General features: G+C 64.5%; 18 protein-coding genes. 5 read left to right on the top strand and 13 right to left on the bottom strand.

Annotated elements, in window-relative coordinates:
- The first annotated feature begins 5 nt into the window (after positions 1-5).
- Positions 6-530, top strand: coding sequence for an adenine phosphoribosyltransferase (locus KBY83_RS07875; protein WP_106633001.1), 525 nt, complete (start codon positions 6-8; stop codon positions 528-530).
- Here KBY83_RS07875 and KBY83_RS15410 read toward each other — a convergent pair.
- The 5 genes from KBY83_RS15410 to dapB all read right to left on the bottom strand — a co-directional run bounded on the left by KBY83_RS15410 (position 521) and on the right by dapB (position 3,876).
- The gene (locus tag KBY83_RS15410) at positions 521-730 is read right to left on the bottom strand and encodes a DUF2949 domain-containing protein (protein ID WP_106633024.1); all 210 of its coding nucleotides are present in this window, start codon (positions 728-730) and stop codon (positions 521-523) included. The two genes, KBY83_RS07875 and KBY83_RS15410, sit on opposite strands and share 10 nt — an antisense overlap.
- A gap of 28 nt (positions 731-758) precedes the next feature.
- The gene (locus tag KBY83_RS07865) at positions 759-1,931 is read right to left on the bottom strand and encodes an FAD-dependent monooxygenase (RefSeq protein WP_255019033.1); all 1,173 of its coding nucleotides are present in this window, start codon (positions 1,929-1,931) and stop codon (positions 759-761) included.
- Between the two features lie 103 nt (positions 1,932-2,034).
- On the bottom strand, positions 2,035-2,292 hold the full coding sequence (locus KBY83_RS07860) for a high light inducible protein (RefSeq protein ID WP_106632999.1): 258 nt from the start codon (positions 2,290-2,292) through the stop codon (positions 2,035-2,037).
- An 82-nt stretch (positions 2,293-2,374) separates the two neighbouring features.
- The gene (locus KBY83_RS07855; RefSeq protein WP_106632998.1) at positions 2,375-3,022 is read right to left on the bottom strand and encodes a hypothetical protein; all 648 of its coding nucleotides are present in this window, start codon (positions 3,020-3,022) and stop codon (positions 2,375-2,377) included.
- Complete coding sequence (gene dapB / locus KBY83_RS07850) at positions 3,022-3,876, bottom strand: 4-hydroxy-tetrahydrodipicolinate reductase (protein ID WP_255019032.1); 855 nt, start codon at positions 3,874-3,876, stop codon at positions 3,022-3,024. Before dapB ends, KBY83_RS07855 begins: the two co-directional genes overlap by 1 nt.
- Positions 3,877-3,983: 107 nt before the next feature.
- Here dapB and KBY83_RS07845 point away from each other — a divergent pair, with 107 nt between their 5' ends.
- On the top strand, positions 3,984-8,000 hold the full coding sequence (locus KBY83_RS07845) for a magnesium chelatase subunit H (protein WP_255019031.1): 4,017 nt from the start codon (positions 3,984-3,986) through the stop codon (positions 7,998-8,000).
- Here KBY83_RS07845 and folP read toward each other — a convergent pair whose 3' ends face one another.
- From folP to KBY83_RS07830, 3 genes are all read right to left on the bottom strand, one after another.
- Positions 8,001-8,783, bottom strand: coding sequence for a dihydropteroate synthase (folP, locus tag KBY83_RS07840; RefSeq protein ID WP_255019071.1), 783 nt, complete (start codon positions 8,781-8,783; stop codon positions 8,001-8,003).
- A 71-nt stretch (positions 8,784-8,854) separates the two neighbouring features.
- A complete protein-coding gene (gene tpiA / locus KBY83_RS07835) occupies positions 8,855-9,583 on the bottom strand; it encodes a triose-phosphate isomerase (protein ID WP_106632960.1) in 729 nt (242 codons plus the stop codon).
- 28 nt (positions 9,584-9,611) lie between these two features.
- Positions 9,612-9,809, bottom strand: coding sequence for an RNA-binding S4 domain-containing protein (locus KBY83_RS07830; RefSeq protein ID WP_106632961.1), 198 nt, complete (start codon positions 9,807-9,809; stop codon positions 9,612-9,614).
- Positions 9,810-9,844: 35 nt separating this feature from the next.
- Between KBY83_RS07830 and KBY83_RS07825 the strand changes: the two genes are divergently transcribed.
- The 3 genes from KBY83_RS07825 to KBY83_RS07815 are packed head-to-tail and all read left to right on the top strand — an operon-like array spanning position 9,845 to position 12,140.
- Positions 9,845-11,584, top strand: coding sequence for an ABC transporter ATP-binding protein (locus tag KBY83_RS07825; protein ID WP_255019030.1), 1,740 nt, complete (start codon positions 9,845-9,847; stop codon positions 11,582-11,584).
- A complete protein-coding gene (locus KBY83_RS07820) occupies positions 11,584-11,883 on the top strand; it encodes a hypothetical protein (protein WP_106632963.1) in 300 nt (99 codons plus the stop codon). Before KBY83_RS07825 ends, KBY83_RS07820 begins: the two co-directional genes overlap by 1 nt.
- Positions 11,884-11,906: 23 nt before the next feature.
- A complete protein-coding gene (locus KBY83_RS07815; RefSeq protein ID WP_106632964.1) occupies positions 11,907-12,140 on the top strand; it encodes a DUF6447 family protein in 234 nt (77 codons plus the stop codon).
- Positions 12,141-12,168: 28 nt separating this feature from the next.
- Here KBY83_RS07815 and KBY83_RS07810 read toward each other — a convergent pair whose 3' ends face one another.
- Genes KBY83_RS07810 through carB form a run of 5 tightly spaced genes read right to left on the bottom strand, consistent with a single transcriptional unit; the run spans position 12,169 to position 19,038 of the window.
- On the bottom strand, positions 12,169-13,182 hold the full coding sequence (locus tag KBY83_RS07810) for an ABC transporter substrate-binding protein (protein ID WP_255019029.1): 1,014 nt from the start codon (positions 13,180-13,182) through the stop codon (positions 12,169-12,171).
- A complete protein-coding gene (locus tag KBY83_RS07805; RefSeq protein WP_255019028.1) occupies positions 13,163-14,056 on the bottom strand; it encodes an ABC transporter ATP-binding protein in 894 nt (297 codons plus the stop codon). The genes KBY83_RS07810 and KBY83_RS07805 overlap by 20 nt, the downstream gene beginning before the upstream one ends.
- Positions 14,053-14,943: an ABC transporter permease gene (locus tag KBY83_RS07800; RefSeq protein ID WP_255019027.1), complete on the bottom strand. Its 891-nt coding sequence runs from the start codon at positions 14,941-14,943 to the stop codon at positions 14,053-14,055. Before KBY83_RS07800 ends, KBY83_RS07805 begins: the two co-directional genes overlap by 4 nt.
- Positions 14,944-14,975: 32 nt before the next feature.
- Positions 14,976-15,674: a DUF3386 domain-containing protein gene (locus tag KBY83_RS07795; protein WP_255019026.1), complete on the bottom strand. Its 699-nt coding sequence runs from the start codon at positions 15,672-15,674 to the stop codon at positions 14,976-14,978.
- A 25-nt stretch (positions 15,675-15,699) separates the two neighbouring features.
- Complete coding sequence (gene carB / locus KBY83_RS07790) at positions 15,700-19,038, bottom strand: carbamoyl-phosphate synthase large subunit (protein ID WP_255019025.1); 3,339 nt, start codon at positions 19,036-19,038, stop codon at positions 15,700-15,702.
- Between the last annotated feature and the right edge of the window lie 77 nt (positions 19,039-19,115).

Genomic DNA, 19,115 nt, shown 5'->3' with positions numbered 1-19,115 from the left:
CGTTCATGGCCCCAGACCTGCGGGAATTTGTGCGCGATGTGCCTGATTTTCCCAAGCCCGGCATCCTGTTTCGCGACCTCACGCCGCTGATGCGCGACCCGGACGGCTGGCAGGAAGTGATCCGTCAGCTGAGCGCAGTATGCGAGCGGCTGCAGCCAGACCTGATCGTGGGCATTGAGTCGCGGGGCTTCATCGTGGGCACAGCCCTTGCCACCGCCGTGCGATTGGGTTTTGTGCCAGTGCGCAAGCCCGGCAAGTTGCCCGGGGAAGTTACGGGTGTGGATTACGCCCTCGAATACGGCAGCGACCGGCTGGAAATCCACAGCGATGCCCTGGCCGATGGCTCCAAGGTGCTGATCATCGACGATCTGCTGGCCACCGGCGGCACCGCGGCGGCCTGCGCCGAGCTTGTGGCTGCGGCTGGTGGTGAACTGTGTGGCTTCGGCTTTGTGGCCGAACTGGCGGCCCTGGAAGGGCGCCGCAAGCTGCCTGAAGATCAGCCCGTGGAGTCGCTGATCATCTATTCCTGATCCTGCCAACTCAGCAGGGCATCGAACTGCTCCAGGCTGATCAGCCCGAAGCGCCAGAGCACCACCGGCAGGGGCGCTTGCTCCTGCTGGGCCTGGCGCAATCCCAGGGCCAGGGCGCTCTCGCTCAGTCCGAATTGATTGCGCAGAAGACGCAGCAGCGCCGCCGAAGGCGGCGGTTGGGAACTGGTGCTGATCACCACGCATGCGGCCCCGGATAGCCCATGCTGATCAGCGGCGCAGCAGCTGGCAAGGGCCATCGGTCATGGCGGACAGGCTGAGCTGGCGAAGGGGAGCAAGCTTGGCCAGCAGCAGCAGGGCCAGGTGGCGCAGGGGCAGCAGCAGGGGCGAGCGATTCGAGAAAAACCGCACCAGCAGATCGGTAGCCAGCAGGGTGAGCAGCAAATCCGGCCAACGCCGCCTTGCATAGGCCGCCGGCAAGCGGTGCACGGCAAGCCGCCCGGCCGTTGCACGCCGGGCCAGGCGATGCAGGGTGGCCACATCGCGCCAGCAGAGGTTTAGCCCCTGGCCGCCCACTGGATGGCAGCGGTGACCGCTCTCCCCCACCAACACCGTATGGCCGCGGTGCAGGCGCCGGGCCAGCAGCAGGGCCACCGGGAAGGCGCGCGGATCATCGAGCAGGGCATCGGGCTGAAGCTGGTCTGGCAGGGCACCGGCCAGGGCATCAAGGAAGGCTGAGTCGCCGAGGCTTTCAAGTTGGCGGCAGCGCTGGGCTGGGGCACTCCAAACCAGCTGGAACAGACCATCACCCAGGGGCAGCACCGCAAAAGGCCCCTCGGGCCGCAGCAGCTCCCAGGCCTGGTCGTCGGCGCTGCCGCGGAGTTGCACCAGGGCCGTGAGGCAGTTTTGGCGATAGGCCCACTGAAACGCGCCAATGCCGAGGGCCTCGCGGCTAGGGGAGTGGGGGCCGTCGGCCGCCACGATCAGGTCGTGCGGCGGCTGCTTGGCGGCGGCGTGCGGCGGCGGCGTGCCCAACTCCAGGGTGATGGCGGGATGGGCGCCCAGGCGCTCCAGCAGCAGGGTCATCAGAGGCCGGTGCTGTCCCACCCAACCCACGGCCGCCGCCGGTGCCGCCGCCCGCCGCGAGCCCAGATCCGCCAAGCAGAAAGGCACCTGGCGCTGGGTGGCCAGATCAAGGAGCTCCAGAGAGCGGAAGGGAACCAGCACCGCCTGCACGGCTGACCACAGCCCCAGCTGCTCCAGCAGGCGCTGGCTGGAATGGGTGAAGGCGTAGGCGCGGCTGCGCTCGAGCAGCACAGCGGCGGGCAGGGGATCGCTGATCTGCACCTGCCAGCCAGCGTCGGCTAGGGCAAAGGCCGTGAGGGCACCGGTGGGGCCCGCCCCATTCACCAGGGCCCTCAGAACCGGTTTGGACTCGACCATGGCGATGGCAGATCAGCCCGTGGATCGGGCACAAAAAAGCCGCAGCAGAAGAGCTGCGGCAATTGGTGTAGCAAAGGCTCAGGCAGTTGCGAGAGCGGGTAGATCAGCCGATACCAAGCAGGCCGCGGGTGAAGGACTCACCACCCAGGGCGTATTCAGTGGCAAGCAGGGCGATGAAGCCGAGCATGGCCATACGACCATTGAGCTTCTCGGCGCGCTCGTGGAAGCCCCAGCCGCTTTCGGTTGAAACCACTTCCATGCGGGGCTCGGTGGCAAAAGCATTGAGACGGCCGCCGTCTTCGGTGGTAACGGTCGCGCCGCGGATGGTGGCCGCTTCGATAGAGGGGGTGATCTGAGTCATGGAAACCTGACGCGTGCTTTCCGCAAGTGTAACGCAATATTGCAGCTTGTAACTGCGGCTCCGGGAAAATGCTGCGCTTGGATCAGCGGAATCGCTTCAGGCAGAGCTCCTCAAAGGCCGGTCGCAGCAGGAAGGGGTATTCACCAACCCAAAGCTTGAGCTGGGGCAGCCAGGCGTCGCTGATCGCCCCTATTTGAGAAAAATCCTTGCGCTCGCTCAGCACCAACACCCGCACCACCATGCCGGCACGAATCTGCTGGTGTTTTTTTTCAAAGGGGAAGCGCACCTTGCCGAGATAGCCCTCTTCGTCCTCAAGCTCGAGGGTGAGCCAGGTGCGGCGGTTTTCCACCAGCTCCAGGCGGCCGTCGTTGTTGGCCTGTTCGCGGCGCTCCTCAACGATTTCGCGGGTATATAAATCGACTATCTGGCCTTCAAACAGGGCTGCAGCCGGATAGCGGCGCAGGGTGGAATTTTTCTGGCCCGCCTCGAGGATCGGTCCCCAGAGCAGGTAGAGGGCAAACACAAAGCCCACCACCAGGAATACCGGGCCGAACTGGCTGGAGAACAGCAGGGTTTGGCTGATTAATAGGGCAATCACCGCGCCGATCACCGAGATCAGCACCCGCTGCAGCACCTTGCGGGGATTGCCGGTGCAGGCGTTGAACTGGGGGCCGGTGGCCACCGCTGGGATCAGGCGCAGCAGCTCGCCGGGGCGCAAGGGAAGCAGCATCAGATCAGCCGCTCCAGGCCATACACCAGGCCAGCCAGCTGGCGCACCTTGCGCACGGTGAGCAGCACGCCGGGCATGTAGGCGGAGCGCTCGATCGTGTCGTGGCGCAGGGTGTACGTCTCACCGGGAGCACCAAACATCACCTCTTGGTGGGCCACCAGCCCCGGCAAGCGGATCGAGTGCAGGCGCAGGCCGCTGTCGCGCTGGCCGCCGCGGCAGCCCGCCAGGGTTTCGTGCTCCTCCACCTGCTGGGGGTTAAAGGATTTACCCAGCTCCTCGATCAGCTCGGCGGTTTTGATGCAGGTGCCGCTGGGGGCATCGGCCTTGCGGTTGTGGTGCAGTTCGGTGAGCTCGGCGAAGTCGTAGAAGCGGGCGGCGGCGGCGGCGGCCTGCTGCAGCAGCACCATGCCAACCGAAAAATTGGGGATCACGGCACCACCCACACTCGCCTTCTCGGCGAAGGCGGCCAAATCAGCCAGCTGCCTTGGCGAGAGGCCCGTGGTGCCGATCACCGGGTGCACGCCATAGGCGATCGCGGCGCGGGTGTGCTCGTAGACAACCGAGGGGTGGGTGAAATCCACCAGCACGGCTGCTCCGCCCTGCCGTGCCGCCTGGCTGGCTTGGCACAGGGCCCCCTCGAAATCGCCGGTGATCGCCAGCTCCAATTCGCCTAGGCCGAGCTCCAGGCCCAGATCAGCACCTTCTTTACCAGGGGTGGTGTCGATGGCGGCCACCAGGGTGCAATCGGGGGCCGCAAGCACGGCACGCACCACCTCGGCGCCCATGCGGCCCAGGGCACCGGCCACCACCACGGGGATGGGTGCCCCAGAGGCCGGATCGGGTGCTGGAGCCATGAGGGTCTAAAAGCGCTTGCAGCGAGCCTATGCGGTGCATACGGGGCAAGACCTCGCATCAGAGCGGATACATCCGTAGATTCCCCAATGACCCCTTATTCGTGCTGATGTTCACGCAGGTTCGCTCCGCCAACCGCCGCGTTACGCCCGGCGACGTGAACGGCCGGGCCGTGATGAAGGCCGTTTATGTGGTGCTCGAACCCCAGTACCAAAACGCCCTTACCCAGGCAGCCAACTCGCTCAATGCCCAGAACGGCCCCCTGGCGATCGAGCTGAGCGGCTACCTGATTGAGGAATTGCGCGACCCCCAGAACTACGCCGATTTCCAGGCGGACGTGGCTGCGGCGGATGTATTTATCGCTTCGCTGATCTTCATTGAAGATCTGGCCCAGAAGGTGGTGGAAGCGGTGGCTCCGCACCGCGACCGGCTCAAGGCAGCAGTGGTGTTTCCCTCCATGCCCGAGGTGATGCGACTGAACAAGCTCGGCACCTTCTCGATGGCCCAGCTGGGCCAGAGCAAGAGCGCCATTGCCAGCTTCATGAAAAAGCGCAAGGAAGCGGGCGGCGCCGGTTTCCAGGACGCGATGTTGAAGCTGCTCAATACTTTGCCGACGGTGCTCAAGTACCTGCCGGTTGAGAAGGCGCAAGATGCGCGCTCTTTCATGCTGAGTTTCCAGTATTGGCTGGGCGGCACGCCAGACAATCTCAGGAATTTTCTGTTGATGCTGGCCGATAAGTACGTCTTCCCCCGGGGCGGCTCCGGAGAAGCGGCAGACCGCGCCGCCGTGGTTGTGGCCGAGCCCCAGGTATTCCCCGATCTAGGCATCTGGCACCCGCTAGCACCGGGAATGTTTGAAGATCTCAAGGAATATCTAAATTGGAATTCCAGCCGCGGCGATCTCAGCGAGCAGGCCCGCAATGGCCCGGTGATCGGCCTAGTGCTGCAGCGCAGCCACATAGTTACCGGCGATGAAGCTCACTACGTGGCGATCATTCAGGAGCTGGAATATCGCGGCGCCACCGTGATTCCGGTGTTCTGCGGGGGGCTCGACTTCACCAAGCCGGTGAATGCCTTCTTCTACGACCCGCTCAACCCCGACTTCCCATTGGTGGATGGGGTGGTGTCACTGACGGGCTTTGCCCTGGTGGGGGGTCCCGCCCGGCAGGACCACCCCAAGGCAATTGAGGTGCTTAAAAAGCTGAATCGCCCCTACATGGTGGCGTTGCCATTGGTGTTCCAAACCACCCAGGAGTGGGAGGAGAGCGATCTAGGTCTGCACCCGGTGCAGGTAGCCCTGCAGATCGCCATCCCTGAACTCGATGGCGCCATTGAGCCAATCGTGCTCAGCGGCCGCGACGACGCCACCGGCAAAGCCCACACCCTGCAAGACCGGGTTGAGGCGATCGCCGAGCGCGCAATCCGCTGGGCCTCCTTGCGGATCAAGCCCCGGGCTGAAAAGAAGCTGGCAATCACCGTATTTAGCTTCCCCCCTGATAAGGGCAACGTCGGCACGGCGGCCTACCTGGATGTATTCGGCTCGATCTTCCGGGTGCTGGAGGAGATGCAGGCCAAGGGCTATGACGTGCAGAACATGCCTCGCACGCCCAAGGCGCTGATGGAGGCGGTGATCAACGACCCTGAAGCTCTTCAGGGGGCACCGGAGCTCTCGATCGCCCACCGCATGAGCGTGGAGGAATACGAGCGGCTCACTCCCTATTCCGAGCGCCTGGAAGAAAACTGGGGCAAGCCCCCCGGCAATCTGAACAGCGACGGCACCAACCTACTGATCTACGGACGCCACTTCGGCAACGTGTTTGTGGGTGTGCAGCCAACCTTTGGCTACGAGGGCGACCCAATGCGGCTGCTCTATTCCCGCAGCGCCAGCCCCCACCACGGCTTTGCCGCCTACTACACCTATCTGGAGAAGGTGTGGCAGGCCGATGCGGTGCTGCACTTCGGCACCCACGGCTCGCTGGAATTCATGCCCGGCAAGCAGATGGGCATGAGCGAAACCTGCTACCCCGATTCCCTGATCGGCGCCCTGCCAAACCTCTACTACTACGCCGCCAACAACCCAAGCGAAGCCACCATCGCCAAGCGGCGCGGCTATGCCTCCACGATCAGCTACCTCACCCCGCCGGCTGAAAATGCCGGCCTATATCGGGGCCTCAAGGAGCTCGGTGAGCTGGTGGGCAGCTACCAGCAGCTGCGCGAAGGCAGCCGGGGTGTACAGATCGTCAACGCGATCGTGGAAACGGCGCGCCAGTGCAACCTCGACAAAGACGTGACCCTGCCCGAAGCCGATGCCTCGGAGATCGGCCTCGACGGCCGCGATGGCGTGGTGGGTGCGGTGTACCGCCAGCTGATGGAGATCGAAAGCCGGCTGCTGCCCTGCGGCCTGCACACGATCGGTAAGCCACCAACTGCCGAGGAGGCAATCGCCACCCTGGTGAACATTGCCGCGCTCGAGCGCGAGGAAGATGGCCTGCGCTCCCTGCCGGCCCTGCTGGCCGAGAGCCGGGGCCGCACGATTGCCGACATCTACAAAGGCAACGACGACGGTGTGCTCGTCGATGTGGAGCTCAACCGCACGATCACCGAAGTGTGTCGCGCGGCGGTGGGCTCGATGGTGAAGGCCGTAACCGGCGCCGATGGCCGGGTAACCATGCGCCAGAACTTTGCTTGGTTGTTTGCCCTGCTGGAGAAATTCGGCTTCCAACTGCCCAGCCCCTGGCTGAGTGCCTGCCGGGTTGCTGGCTTCCCAGGGGTAGATCAAGCCGAGCTCGACAAGTTGTTTGGCTACCTGCGCTTCTGCCTTGAGCAGATCTGCGCCGATATGGAGATGCAGAGCCTGCTCAAGGCCCTCGATGGCGAATACGTGCTGCCGGGACCCGGCGGCGACCCAATCCGCAACCCTGGCGTGCTGCCCAGCGGCAAGAACATCCACGCCCTTGACCCCCAGTCGATCCCCACCCGCGCAGCCATTGCTGCAGCCAAGGTGGTGGTGGACCGGCTAATCGAGCGCCAAAAGGCCGAGCAGGGAGCCTGGCCCGAAACGATCGCCTGCGTGCTCTGGGGCACCGACAACATCAAGACCTACGGCGAGTCGCTGGCCCAAATCCTCTGGTTTATCGGCGTGCGGCCGGTGGCAGATTCCCTGGGCCGGGTGAACAAGCTGGAGCTGATCTCCCTTGAGGAACTCGGCAGGCCCCGCATCGACGTCGTGGTGAATTGCAGCGGCGTATTCCGCGACCTGTTTATCAACCAGATGGGCTTGATAGATCAGGGCGTGAAGATGGCAGCTGAGGCTGATGAGCCCCTGGATATGAATTTCGTGCGCCGCCACGCTCAGGAGCAGGCGGCGGCCCAGGGTGTGTCCCTACGTGATGCGGCCACGCGGGTGTTTTCCAATGCCAGCGGCAGCTACAGCTCAAACGTAAACCTGGCGGTGGAAAACAGCACCTGGGAGGAGGAGAATGAGCTGCAGGAGATGTATCTCTCCCGCAAGACGTTTGCCTTCAACGCCGACAACCCAGGTGAGATGAACCAGAACCGAGAAGTGTTCGAGTCGGCCATGAAAACAGCTGATGTGACATTCCAAAATCTGGATTCAGCTGAGATTTCACTCACCGATGTGAGCCACTACTTCGACAGTGACCCCACCAAGCTGATCGCCGGCCTGCGCGACGACGGCAAAGCACCAGCGAGTTATATCGCCGATACCACCACGGCCAACGCCCAGGTGCGCTCCTTGAGCGAAACCATTCGCCTCGATTCGCGCACCAAGCTGCTCAACCCCAAGTGGTATGAGGGCATGCTTAATTCCGGCTACGAGGGCGTGCGGGAAGTAGCCAAACGGCTCAATTTCACCCTGGGCTGGAGCGCCACAAGTGGCTCGGTAGACAACTTCGTGTACGAGGAGGCAAACGACACCTTCATCAACGATCCAGAAATGCGTAAGCGGCTGATGGAGCTCAACCCCCACAGCTTCCGCCGCATCGTGGGCACGCTGCTCGAAGTAAATGGCCGCGGCTACTGGGAAACCAGCGATGAGAACATTGCCCAGCTTCAGGAGATCTACCAGGAGATTGAAGACCGGATTGAGGGGGTGACGGAGGGCTGATTAGCCCCGAAGCGCATCGGCCATCCGGGCAACCTGCACGATTGGCCCAACGTCGTGCACTCGCAGGATGCGGGCCCCCTGGGCAATCGCCTGGCTGCACACCGCCGCCGTGCCCCACAGCCGGGCACGGGGCCTGGGCTCGTTCAACACCGCGCCGATGAAGCGCTTGCGCGAAGGCCCCACCAGTAGGGGAAAGCCTTCCACCGCCAGGGTGCCTAGGCCCCGGAGCAGATCCAGGTTGTGGTCGGTGTCCTTAGCGAAGCCCAACCCCGGATCCCAGATCAGCTGCAGCGGGCGCACCCCCGCCGCCAGAGCCATTTCAGTGGCCGCCTTTAGGCCAGCCCGCACCTCCGCCACCACATTCTCGTAGTGGGCAAGGGAGTTCATGCTGCGACTATCGCCACGGCTGTGCATCAACACCAGTGGGCAGCCGGCAGACGCCGCCAAGCGCAGCAGGGCCGGATCACGCCGGCCGCCGCTGACGTCGTTGATCCAGTGGGCGCCCGCCGCCAAAGCGGCCTCAGCCACCGCCGCATGGAAGGTGTCGATCGAGAGCAGGGCGCCTGGATGGGCAGCGCGAATAGCAGTAAGAGCGGGCAGCAGCCGCTCAAGCTCCCGCTTGGGCCCCACCTCCTCGGCGCCGGGCCTGGTGCTCTGGGCGCCGAGATCCAACACATCGGCCCCCTGGGTCAGCATCCGCCCAGCGGCGCGCACCGCCTGCGCCACGCTGGCGAGGCGGCCGCCGTCGCTGAAGGAGTCGGGGGTGAGGTTCAGCACCCCCATCACTGCGGTGCGCTCGCCCCAGGCAAAACGGGGTTGATCGATCACGGGGGGCCAGTCTCAGGGAGCCAGTCTCAGCGGCCGTAGTTGACGATGCGGGCAAAGCTCACCGGATCGAGGGAAGCCCCACCCACCAAGACGCCGTCGATGTCGCTCTGGGCCATCAGGTCGTCGATGGTGGCAGGGTTCACCGAGCCGCCGTATTGCACCGTGACGCCGGGGTTACCCACCCAGCCCCGGATCAGGCCGCAGATGCGATTGGCCTCCTCAGCGGCGCAGGTCTTGCCGGTGCCAATCGCCCAGATCGGCTCGTAGGCCACCACCACCTGGGTGGGATCCACATCCTCAAGGCCCTGTTCGATCTGGCGGTGGATCACCCGCTCGGTTTCATTGGATTCCCGCTGGTCGAGGCTTTCGCCCACGCACAAGATCGGGATCAAGCCATGGCGCTGGGCATTGCGGGCCCGCAGGTTGATCTGCTCATCGCTTTCGCTGTAGTACTTGCGCGGCTCACTGTGGCCAACGATGGCGTAGCTCACCCCGTGCTCCAGCAGCATCGGCGCCGAGATCATGCCCGTGTAGGCCCCCTGGTCTTCCCAGTGCACGTTTTGCCCAGCAAACTTCACACCAGCACCCTCCAGATGGCGGCAGAGCGTGGGAATCGAGGTGAAAGGCGGAGCGATCACCACCTCCCGATCGTCTGGGGAGTCGGCAATCAGGGGCCGAAACGTGGCCGCAAATACCCGCGTCTCAGCGCAGGTCATGTGCATCTTCCAATTACCCGCGATCACGGCCTTACGCATCGGCCCTCTCCAGCACTGTCAGGAAAACCTAATGGGCCGGCGGCCTGGTCCCCATAAACAGCAGCTCGCGGCCGTCGATGTCGACCGCATCACCGGGGGCCAACTGACGACCGCGACGGGTTTCGATGGCGCCATTCACCCGCACATCACCGCGCTGAATGCGCAGCTTGGCTTCGCCGCCGGTGCCCGCCAGGCCTTGGTATTTGAGGAATTGATCGAGTTTCAAGGGGCGGATTGGGGGGGCAGCGATAGCGTGACCGCATGCTTGCACCCTCGCCGGCCGGGTTTCGACACCTCTGGCCGCTGCTGAAACCCCACCGCCGGCGCCTGCTGGCAGGTGGGCTGTGCATGGTGATCTATGTGGCCTGCTGGCCGCTGCTCGCCTGGCTGGCGGGCCAGCTGATTCCAGCCATCGGCGCTGGCAACTTCCCAGTGGTGCTGCGCACTATCGCCGCGGCCCTGGGACTGTTTTTGGTTCAAAAGGCGGCCCAGTTCGGCCAGGACACCCTGCTGGCAGGGCCCGCCCTGCGGGTTAGTCAGGAGTTGCGGCGTGGCCTATTTGCCCGCCTGCAACGGCTGGAATTCGGCGCTCTCGAGAAGCTCTCAGCCGGCGACCTCACCTATCGCCTCACCGAAGACGCCGACCGGGTGGGCGAGGTGATCTACAAAACCATTCAAGACACCACCCCCAGCGCCCTGCAGCTTGTGGTGGTGCTCGGCTACATGGTGTGGCTCGATTGGCCCTTAGCCCTGGCCACCCTGCTGCTGGCGCCAGTGGTGGTGCTGCTGGTAAGCAGCTTTGGCGCCCGGGTAATGACAGCCGCCGAACGCAGTCAAAAGCAGGTGAGCGAGCTGGCGGGCCTGCTGGGCGAAGCGATCGGTGGGCTGCCCTTAGTGCGGGCCTTCGCGGCCGAACCGTGGCTGCAGCAGCGCTTCGACACCGAAATCGACCTGCACCGTCGGGCCCGCTACCGCACCCTCAAACTGCTTGCCCTGCAGCACCCGGTGGTGGGCTTTCTGGAAGCAGCCGGCATCCTCACCGTGCTGCTGCTCGGCGCCGCCCGGATTCAGGCCGGCGGCCTCAACAGCCAGGGCTTCAGCAGCTACGTGGCGGCCCTGCTGATGCTGATCGACCCGATCTCCCACCTCACCACCAACTTCAACGAGTTTCAGCAGGGCCAGGCCTCGCTGCGGCGACTGCGGGCGATCGAGGCGGAACCGGTGGAGGCTCCAGACCGGCCCTCGGCCCAGCCGCTTGGCAGCGTGCGCGGCGAGCTGGTGCTCGAGCAGGTGCGCTTCGGCTACAACCCCGCCCAACCGGTGCTGCACGACCTGGATCTGCAGGTGCGGCCTGGCCAGGTAGTGGCCCTGGTGGGCCCCTCCGGCGCCGGAAAAAGCACCCTGTTTTCCCTCCTGCTGCGCTTCAACACCGCCCAGCAGGGCCGGGTGCTGCTGGATGGCCACGACCTAGCCGATCTGCGGGCGCGGGAGCTGCGCCGCGCCGTAGCCCTGGTGCCCCAGCAGAGCAGTGTGTTTTCTGGCACGGTGGCCGAAGCGATTGCCTTCGGCCGGCCCGCCAGCGAGGCTGCCATCAGCCAGGCCGCCAGCCTCGCCAACGCCGCCGGCTTCATCGAGGCCCTGCCCCAGGGCTACGCGAGCCGCATCGAAGAGCGGGGCAGCAACTTCTCTGGCGGCCAGCTGCAAAGGCTGGCCATTGCCCGCGCCGTGCTCGGCAACCCGGCGGTGCTGCTGCTGGATGAAGCCACCAGCGCCCTCGATGCCGAAGCGGAGGAGGCGGTGCAGCGAGGCTTGGAGCAGGCGATGGCGGGCCGCACCGTGCTGGTGATTGCCCACCGGCTAGCCACCGTGCAGGGTGCAGACAGAATCCTGGTACTCGATGGCGGTCGCATCGTCGAACAGGGCAGTCACAATGAGCTGATGGCGCAGGGGGGCCGCTACCGCGAGCTCTGCGAGCGCCAATTCATTCATCTGCAAGCCTGATGTCTTGGGAATACCGGGTGATCCACATCAACGTAGAGAGCGGCAATCCGCCGGGTCCTCCCTCACCCAAGGCAGATAGTGAGCGGCTCGGCGGCGCCCTGAGCCCGGAGTTTCTTAAGAAGGAATTCCCGCAGCAATACGACGCCGCAGCCACCAAACCACGACACCCAGCCGAACAGCTGCAGTTTTTTCTCAATGCCCTCGGAAAGGAAAACTGGGAGATGGTGGAAGCAGCCCAGGTGGGCCCGCTGCTGATGTTTTTCTTCAAGCGACCGGGTGGCCTGCCACCCGTATCCTGAAGGCTGAAGATTTTTTGCCACTCGTGGACAACGTCGCCCAGCAATCCGACAACCAGCCGCCAGTGCTGACCTTCGAGGGCAAGCGCTACGACCTCAACGGCTTGCCGGATGAGATGAAGGAGCTTGTGCGTGGCATGCAAGTAGCTGATGCCCAGCTGCGCATGCATGAAGACACCCTGAAAGTGCTTGCCGTTGGCCGCCAAGCTATGGCAAGCCAGCTCAACGACAAGCTGCAAAACATCACCCCCCTGCCTTGAAAAGGGGGTGATGCGATGGGGGTGGGCTCTAGCTCACCACCTTCTGGGCTTCCTTAATCAGCTCCTCAGGCAGGGTTACCCCGATCGCTGCGGCGGTGGCCTTGTTCACCATCAACTCCGTTTTGGTGAGGGGCTCGAAGGCCATCTTGGCCGGCGATTCTCCCTTCAATACCCGCACCGCCAGCTTGCCGGCTGCGTAGCCGTCATCGAAGTAGGCCCAGCCGATCGTGGCAAGGCAGCCGGGCAGCTTGATGTCGTCGGCATCCACCGAATACACGGGAATCTTCTTCTCTAGGCCCACCTTGGCGATCGAGCCGAAGCCCTGAATCGTGGCGTAATCGCCGATCTTCACGAAGGCCTCTACCTTCTTGTCGGCCAGCACTTGGGCGGCTTGCAGCACTTCGCCGGAGTTGGCCACCGACTGCTCCACAACGGTGATGTTGCGCTTGGCTGCCTCCTCCTTGAGCACCTTTGCTTCATATTCGGAGTTGGGCTCGCCGGGGTTGAAGATCAGGCCCACGGTCTTGAGCTCAGGGTTGATTTGGCGTGCCAAATCGAGCTCCTTGCCCACCGGGTTGGTGCCGATCGTGCCGACCACATTTGGCTTGTGCTGACCCACACCACCCGGGGGCGTGCCTGCGCCGGCACCCCAGGGATTGGAGCAATAGCAGAACAGCACAGGAGTGGTTGCTGGGGCCACCTTCATGGCGGCCTGCAGGGGCGGGGTGCCAACCGCCAGGATCATGTCCACTTGGTCGCCCACAAACTGCTTCATCACCAAGGTGGTGTTGGGCAGCTCGCCGGCGGCATCCTTCTGGATGAAGTTGACGTTTTTGCCAGGGATGTAGCCAGCTTCTGCCAGGGCCGCTTCAAAGCCTTTGCGGGTGTTGGTTGGAGGCGGGGCTTCCACCATCTGCAGCATGCCGATGGTGGGGCCTTTAACCTTGGTGCCACCGCCGAGCTTGCCGCAGGCGGAGAGCACCACCGTGCTCACGGCGCCGGCCCCTGCCAGGGTTAGAAATTCACGACGCTGAAGACCCATCTGTGGCTCTGGAAGACTGCGGCGCAACTATGGCTGCTCCATACATCGCCCGCAACGCGGCCGGTTCGAGATATTCACGCTCGGCAGCATTCCAGTCGCCGATCAAGCCACCCTCATGGAGCATCACCAACCTGTCGCCGTGTCTCAGGGCCTGCTCGAGGCTGTGGGTCACCATCAGGGCGGTAGTGCCCAGCTGACGAACCAACCTGTCGGTGAGCGCCATCACCGTTGCTTCGGCCCGGGGGTCAAGGGCAGCGGTGTGCTCATCAAGCAGCAGCAGATCCGGTGAACCCAGGGTTGCCATCACCAGGCTGAGGGTCTGGCGCTGGCCACCGGAAAGCTGACCCACCGGTTCATCGAGACGGTCGGCCAGGGGCAAGCCCAGCTCGCCCAGCAGCTCGCGGTAGCGCCTGCGGTCGCCGCTATTGGGATGGATGCCACCAAAGGCACTAATCAAAAAACCTGCTGCAAACCTGGCTGGCCTGTTGCGCCGCTCCGCCAGCCGCAGATTTTCAGCCACGGTCAGCCCCGGACAAGTGCCCTCCAGAGGGTTTTGCATCACCCGGCCGATCCAGCGAGCCCGTTGGTGATCTCGCAGGCGGTGCAGGGGGCGACCGCCCAGGTGAATACGGCCAGAGCCGCGGCGCAGGGTGCCAGCCACCAGATTGAGCAGGGTGCTCTTGCCGGAGCCGTTGCTGCCAATCACCACCAGAAACTGGCCGGGGGGGCAGCTCAGCGAGAAACCGCTGAACAATTGCCGCCAGCCCGATCCAGGCAGGGGATGGCCCCAGCTGAGCTCCTCAACGCTGAGACCAGGGGTGCTGAGATGGGGGGCGCTGAGACCAGGAACGCTGAGATGAGGGGCGGAACTCATTGCTCCTGCCTCCCCTGGTCTGCCGAAAGACCCGGTATGCGCAGCCGTCCGAAGGCCAGGGCGATCAGCAGCAGCAGGGCCGTTGCCAGCTTGAGATCAACCGGTTCGAGGCCCAACTGCAGGGCGATGGCGATCATGGTGCGGAACAAAATCGCCCCCACCGCCACCGCCAACAGGGCCCGGGGCAGCGAGCGCGGCCGCAGCACCGCTTCGCCAATGATCACCATGCCTAGTCCCAGAATCAACGAGCCGATGCCCATGGTCACATCGGCAAAGCCCTGATAGGTGGCAACCAGCGCCCCGGCCAGGGCCACCAGACCATTAGCAGCGGCGATACCCACCGTGAGCCCGCGGCGCTGGTTGATGCCGTTGGCGCGGGCCATGGTGGGGTTGTTGCCCAAGGCGCGCAAAGACAAGCCGAAATCTGTGGCCATCAGGAAGGAGATCAGCAGGATCATCCCAACGGTCGCCAGGGTTAATCCCACGGCCCATTGACCATCCAGGCCAAGGCCCAGATCGGGGAGGGCCAGAATTCCAGCTGGGGTTTCAGACAGGGGGATGTTCGAGCGCCCCATCAGCCGCAGGGTGATCGAATAAAGGCCCGTGGTGGTGAGGATGCCTGCAAACAGATCATTCACACCCAGCCGGGTGTGGATCAGGCCGGTAACCATGCCAGCCAGGCAGCCAAACAAGATCGCCAGCCCCAAGGCCACCGGCACCGGGGCACCCTGGCTGATCAACACCGCAGCGGTGCCACCTCCCAGGGCAAAGGAGCCATCCACCGTGAGGTCTGGGAAGTTGAGGACGCGCAGCGTCAGGTAGGTGCCAAGGGCCAGGCCGGCATAGGCCAAGCCCTGGTCGTAGGCACCAATCCAAAGAGAAAACATGGCTGCATTGTGCCTAGCAGCGGCCTATTGGCTTAAGCCAAGGGGGCAAGATCCTCGAAACGAAACACCTGGCGGCCGGCCGGAGTTTCGCCATGGGCCTCGGTCTCAACCACCCGCTCGCTCAGCACCCAGGGGCCAGACTCGGTCAGCGGCACAAAGGTGTCGGTGAAGCGGCTGGTGCCACCCTTAGCTTCGCCGCTGGCGGGGTCGCTGTACTGGCTGGTGTAGCTGCGGCTCAGGTAGCCGCTGCCGGTGTCTGTTGTGCTCTCGGTGAAGATCGTCACCACGGTGCCGTGGATGTGGCGGTGCACCATCGTCACCACGTCGTTCTGGATCCGGTAACGGTCACCGGTGTTCTTGCCGCCCACAACCACCTCGGTGCCCACTGCATCGGTATCGCCAGCGGTGAAGGTGTTAGCACCGTGGGTTTGCTCAAAGCTGCGCCGCACCCGATGGATTGCCACCTCCCACAGTTGGGAAGCCAGGGCCTTGTGAATCTCCTCATCGGCGACGCCAGCCACCGTGGCCTTGAGGTCGGCGCCCACCACGAAGGTGCCCTCTACGCGCTTTCCGTCTTCACCCGCATCACCGGCTTGCTCCCAGATGCAGCGGCCCTGATAGCCACCGAAATCCGGTTCCCAGGTGTAGCGATTTTCATAGGCGGCCCGGAAAGCCGCAGTGCAGTCGCTGCCTGAGGTGATCTGGTTGCTGACTTGGGTGCTGGCTGTCAAAGCGGGATCTATCGGGTCCCTAACCCTAACGAGTGAGTCCGGGGTGGATGTCCTGCAGGGCATTCACCTCAATCTTCTGCTGCTGCAACGCCGTGATCGCCTCGACAGCGGCCCGGGCCCCGGCCAGGGTTGTCACCGTCGGCACGGCGTAGTCGAGGGCGGCCCGGCGCAGATATTTATCGTCGTGGGCAGCCTGGCGGCCGATCGGGGTGTTGATGATCAGCTGAATGCGGGCCGAGCGGATCGCGTCTTCAATATTGGGACGGCCCTCATGCACCTTGAGGATTGATTCCACCTGCAGGCCAGCGGCTCGCAGGGCCTCGGCGGTGCCGCCGGTGGCGATCAGGTCAAAGCCCAGCCCCACCAGCCGCTCCGCCACCGGCAGCAAGGCCTGCTTGTCGCGGTCGTGGGTGGAGAGGAACACCGTGCCGCTGGTGGGCAGGGCCTCGCCTGCGGCCAACTCGGCCTTGGCATAGGCCATGCCGGCGCTGCTGGCGATGCCCATCACCTCGCCGGTGCTGCGCATTTCAGGGCCCAGCAACGTGTCGGAACCCGGGAAGCGCTTGAACGGCAGCACCGCCTCCTTCACCGTTTGCAGAGGCGGGATGGGCTCGGCCGTAAGCCCCAGCTCCGCCAGGGTGCGGCCGGCCATCAGCTGGCTGGCCACCTTGGCCAGGGGCACGCCGGTGGCCTTGGCCACAAACGGCACCGTGCGGGAAGCACGGGGATTGGCCTCGATGATGAACACCCGCTCGCCCTGCTCAGGGTCGATTTGCACGGCGAACTGCAGGTTGATCAGGCCGCGCACCCCAAGGGCCAGGGCCAGGGCCCGGCTCCACTCGCGGATCGTGGCCAGGGCTGCCTCGCTCAGGCTCACCGACGGCAGCCAGCAGGCCGAATCGCCCGAGTGGATGCCCGCCGGCTCGATGTGCTCCATTACACCGCCGATCACCACTTCCCCCTCCCGATCGCAAAGGGCATCCACATCCACTTCGATGGCGTTATCGAGGTATTGGTCGATCAGCACTGGGTGGTCGGGCTCCACCTGCACCGCTTCCACCATGTAGCGGTTGAGCTCGACTTCGTCGTAGACGACCTCCATGGCGCGCCCGCCCAGCACGTAGCTGGGGCGCACAACCACTGGATAGCCCACGCGCGCAGCGATGGCCCGGGCCTCGGCCTCACTGCGGGCCAAGCCATTGCGGGGCTGGCGGATCTCCAGCCGGCGCAGGATCGCCTCAAACTGCTCCCGGTCTTCGGCGGCGTCGATCGATTCAGGTGAGGTGCCCCAGACGCGAGTTCCGGTGGCCAACCCCTCGGGCGAAGCCAGCCAGCGCAGCAGCGGGATCGCCAGCTTGAGAGGTGTCTGGCCGCCGAACTGCACGATCACCCCCTCGGGATGCTCCACCTCGATCACGTTGAGCACGTCTTCGAGGGTGAGGGGCTCGAAATAAAGCCGATCGGAGGTGTCGTAATCCGTTGACACCGTCTCCGGGTTGCTGTTCACCATCACGGTGGCGAAGCCCTCGGCCTGCAGGGCGAACGAGGCGTGCACGCAGCAATAGTCAAATTCGATGCCCTGGCCGATGCGGTTTGGCCCGCCGCCCAGGATCATCACCTTGCGGCGGCTCTCCGGCTGCACCTCGTTTTCGGGCGGCACGATCTCCAGCTCACCGGCCGCATTGAGCCGCTCCAGCGGCCGCTCGTAGGTGGAGTAGTGATACGGCGTGCTGGAGGCAAACTCCGCCGCACAGGTATCGACGGTTTTGAACACGGCATTGATGCCCAGCCCCTGACGGTGGCGCCGCACCGTGAGTTCATCGCTGCCAGTGGCCCAGGCGATCTGGCGATCTGAGAAACCCAGCTGTTTGAGCTCCAGCAGGGCGGCGGCATCGAGTTGCTCGAGCTGGCGGCCCCGCAGCAGCCGCTGCTCAGCCTCGAGAATGCAGCGCAGCTTGGCCAAAAACCAGGGATCGATGGCGCTGAGCTGGTGGATCTCGTCGTCGCTGCGGCCGACGAGCATCGCCTCGCGCACGGCGAAAATCCGCTCAGGCGTGGCTGTGCGCAGGGCCCGCTCCAGGACGGTGGGATCGGGGGCAAGCGTTGGATCACTTGCGGCATCGGGGCGGTCGCAGCCCCAGCCGGCATGGCCCGTTTCCAGGGAGCGCAACGCCTTTTGGAACGACTCCTCAAAGCAGCGGCCGATCGCCAACGCCTCCCCCACCGACTTCATCGAGGTGGTGAGCACCGCCGGGCTACCGCGGAACTTCTCAAAGGCGAAGCGGGGAATCTTCGTGACCACGTAATCAATCGTGGGCTCGAAGCAGGCCGGGGTGGCACCGGTGATGTCGTTGACGATTTCGTCGAGGGTGTAGCCCACCGCCAGGCGGGCGGCGATCTTGGCGATTGGAAAGCCTGTGGCCTTCGAAGCCAGCGCCGAGCTGCGCGATACGCGCGGGTTCATCTCAATCACCACCACATCGCCGTTGGCGGGGTTGATCGCAAATTGAATATTGCTGCCGCCCGTATCGACGCCGATCTCGCGGATGATCGCGATCGACTGGTCGCGCAGTCGCTGGTATTCGCGGTCGGTGAGGGTTTGGGCCGGTGCAACGGTGATCGAATCACCGGTATGTACCCCCATCGGATCGAGGTTTTCGATGCTGCAAACGATCACCACGTTGTCGGCGCTATCGCGCATCACCTCCAGCTCGAATTCCTTCCAGCCCAGCAGCGACTGCTCCACCAGGATCTGGGAGACGGGGCTCGCCTCCAGGCCGCTTTTGCAGAAGGCGCGGAACTCCTCGGGGTTGTAGGCGATGCCACCGCCGCTGCCACCGAGGGTGAAGGCCGGCCGGATGATGCGGGGATAGCTGCCGATGACCTCGCCCACCCGCTCCGCCTCCTCCAGGGTGTTGGCGATGCCGGAGGGACACACCGCGACGCCGATTCGCTCCATCGCCTCCTTAAAGAGCAGCCGGTCTTCCGCCTTGCGGATCGCCTGCAAGTTGGCGCCGATCAGCTCCACCCCGTGCTTTTCCAGGGTGCCGTTTTCAGCCAGGGCTACCGCCAGATTGAGAGCGGTCTGGCCGCCCATCGTGGGCAGCAGGGCATCGGGCTGCTCGATCTCAATCACCCGGGCCACCACCTCGGGCGTAAGTGGCTCGATGTAGGTGCGATCCGCCATGTCCGGATCGGTCATGATCGAGGCCGGGTTGGAATTCACCAACACCACTTCGAAGCCTTCTGCCCGCAGCGCTTTACAAGCCTGGGTGCCGGAATAATCGAATTCGCAGGCCTGGCCGATCACGATCGGCCCCGAGCCCAGCAGCAGGATGCGCCTGAGGTCCGTGCGGCGGGGCATAGGGGGTGGGCAAGGCCAAACCTGCCTAGCCTCTCACGCCCCCCTGGCAGCAGCTGGGGCTGGAATCGCTAACGTGA

The sequence above is a fragment of the Cyanobium sp. WKJ7-Wakatipu genome, from assembly GCF_024345355.1.
Classification (GTDB): Bacteria; Cyanobacteriota; Cyanobacteriia; order PCC-6307; family Cyanobiaceae; genus Cyanobium_A; species Cyanobium_A usitatum.
Note: the sequence above shows the minus strand (reverse complement) of the source record. Positions and strands in the feature narration are given on the sequence as shown.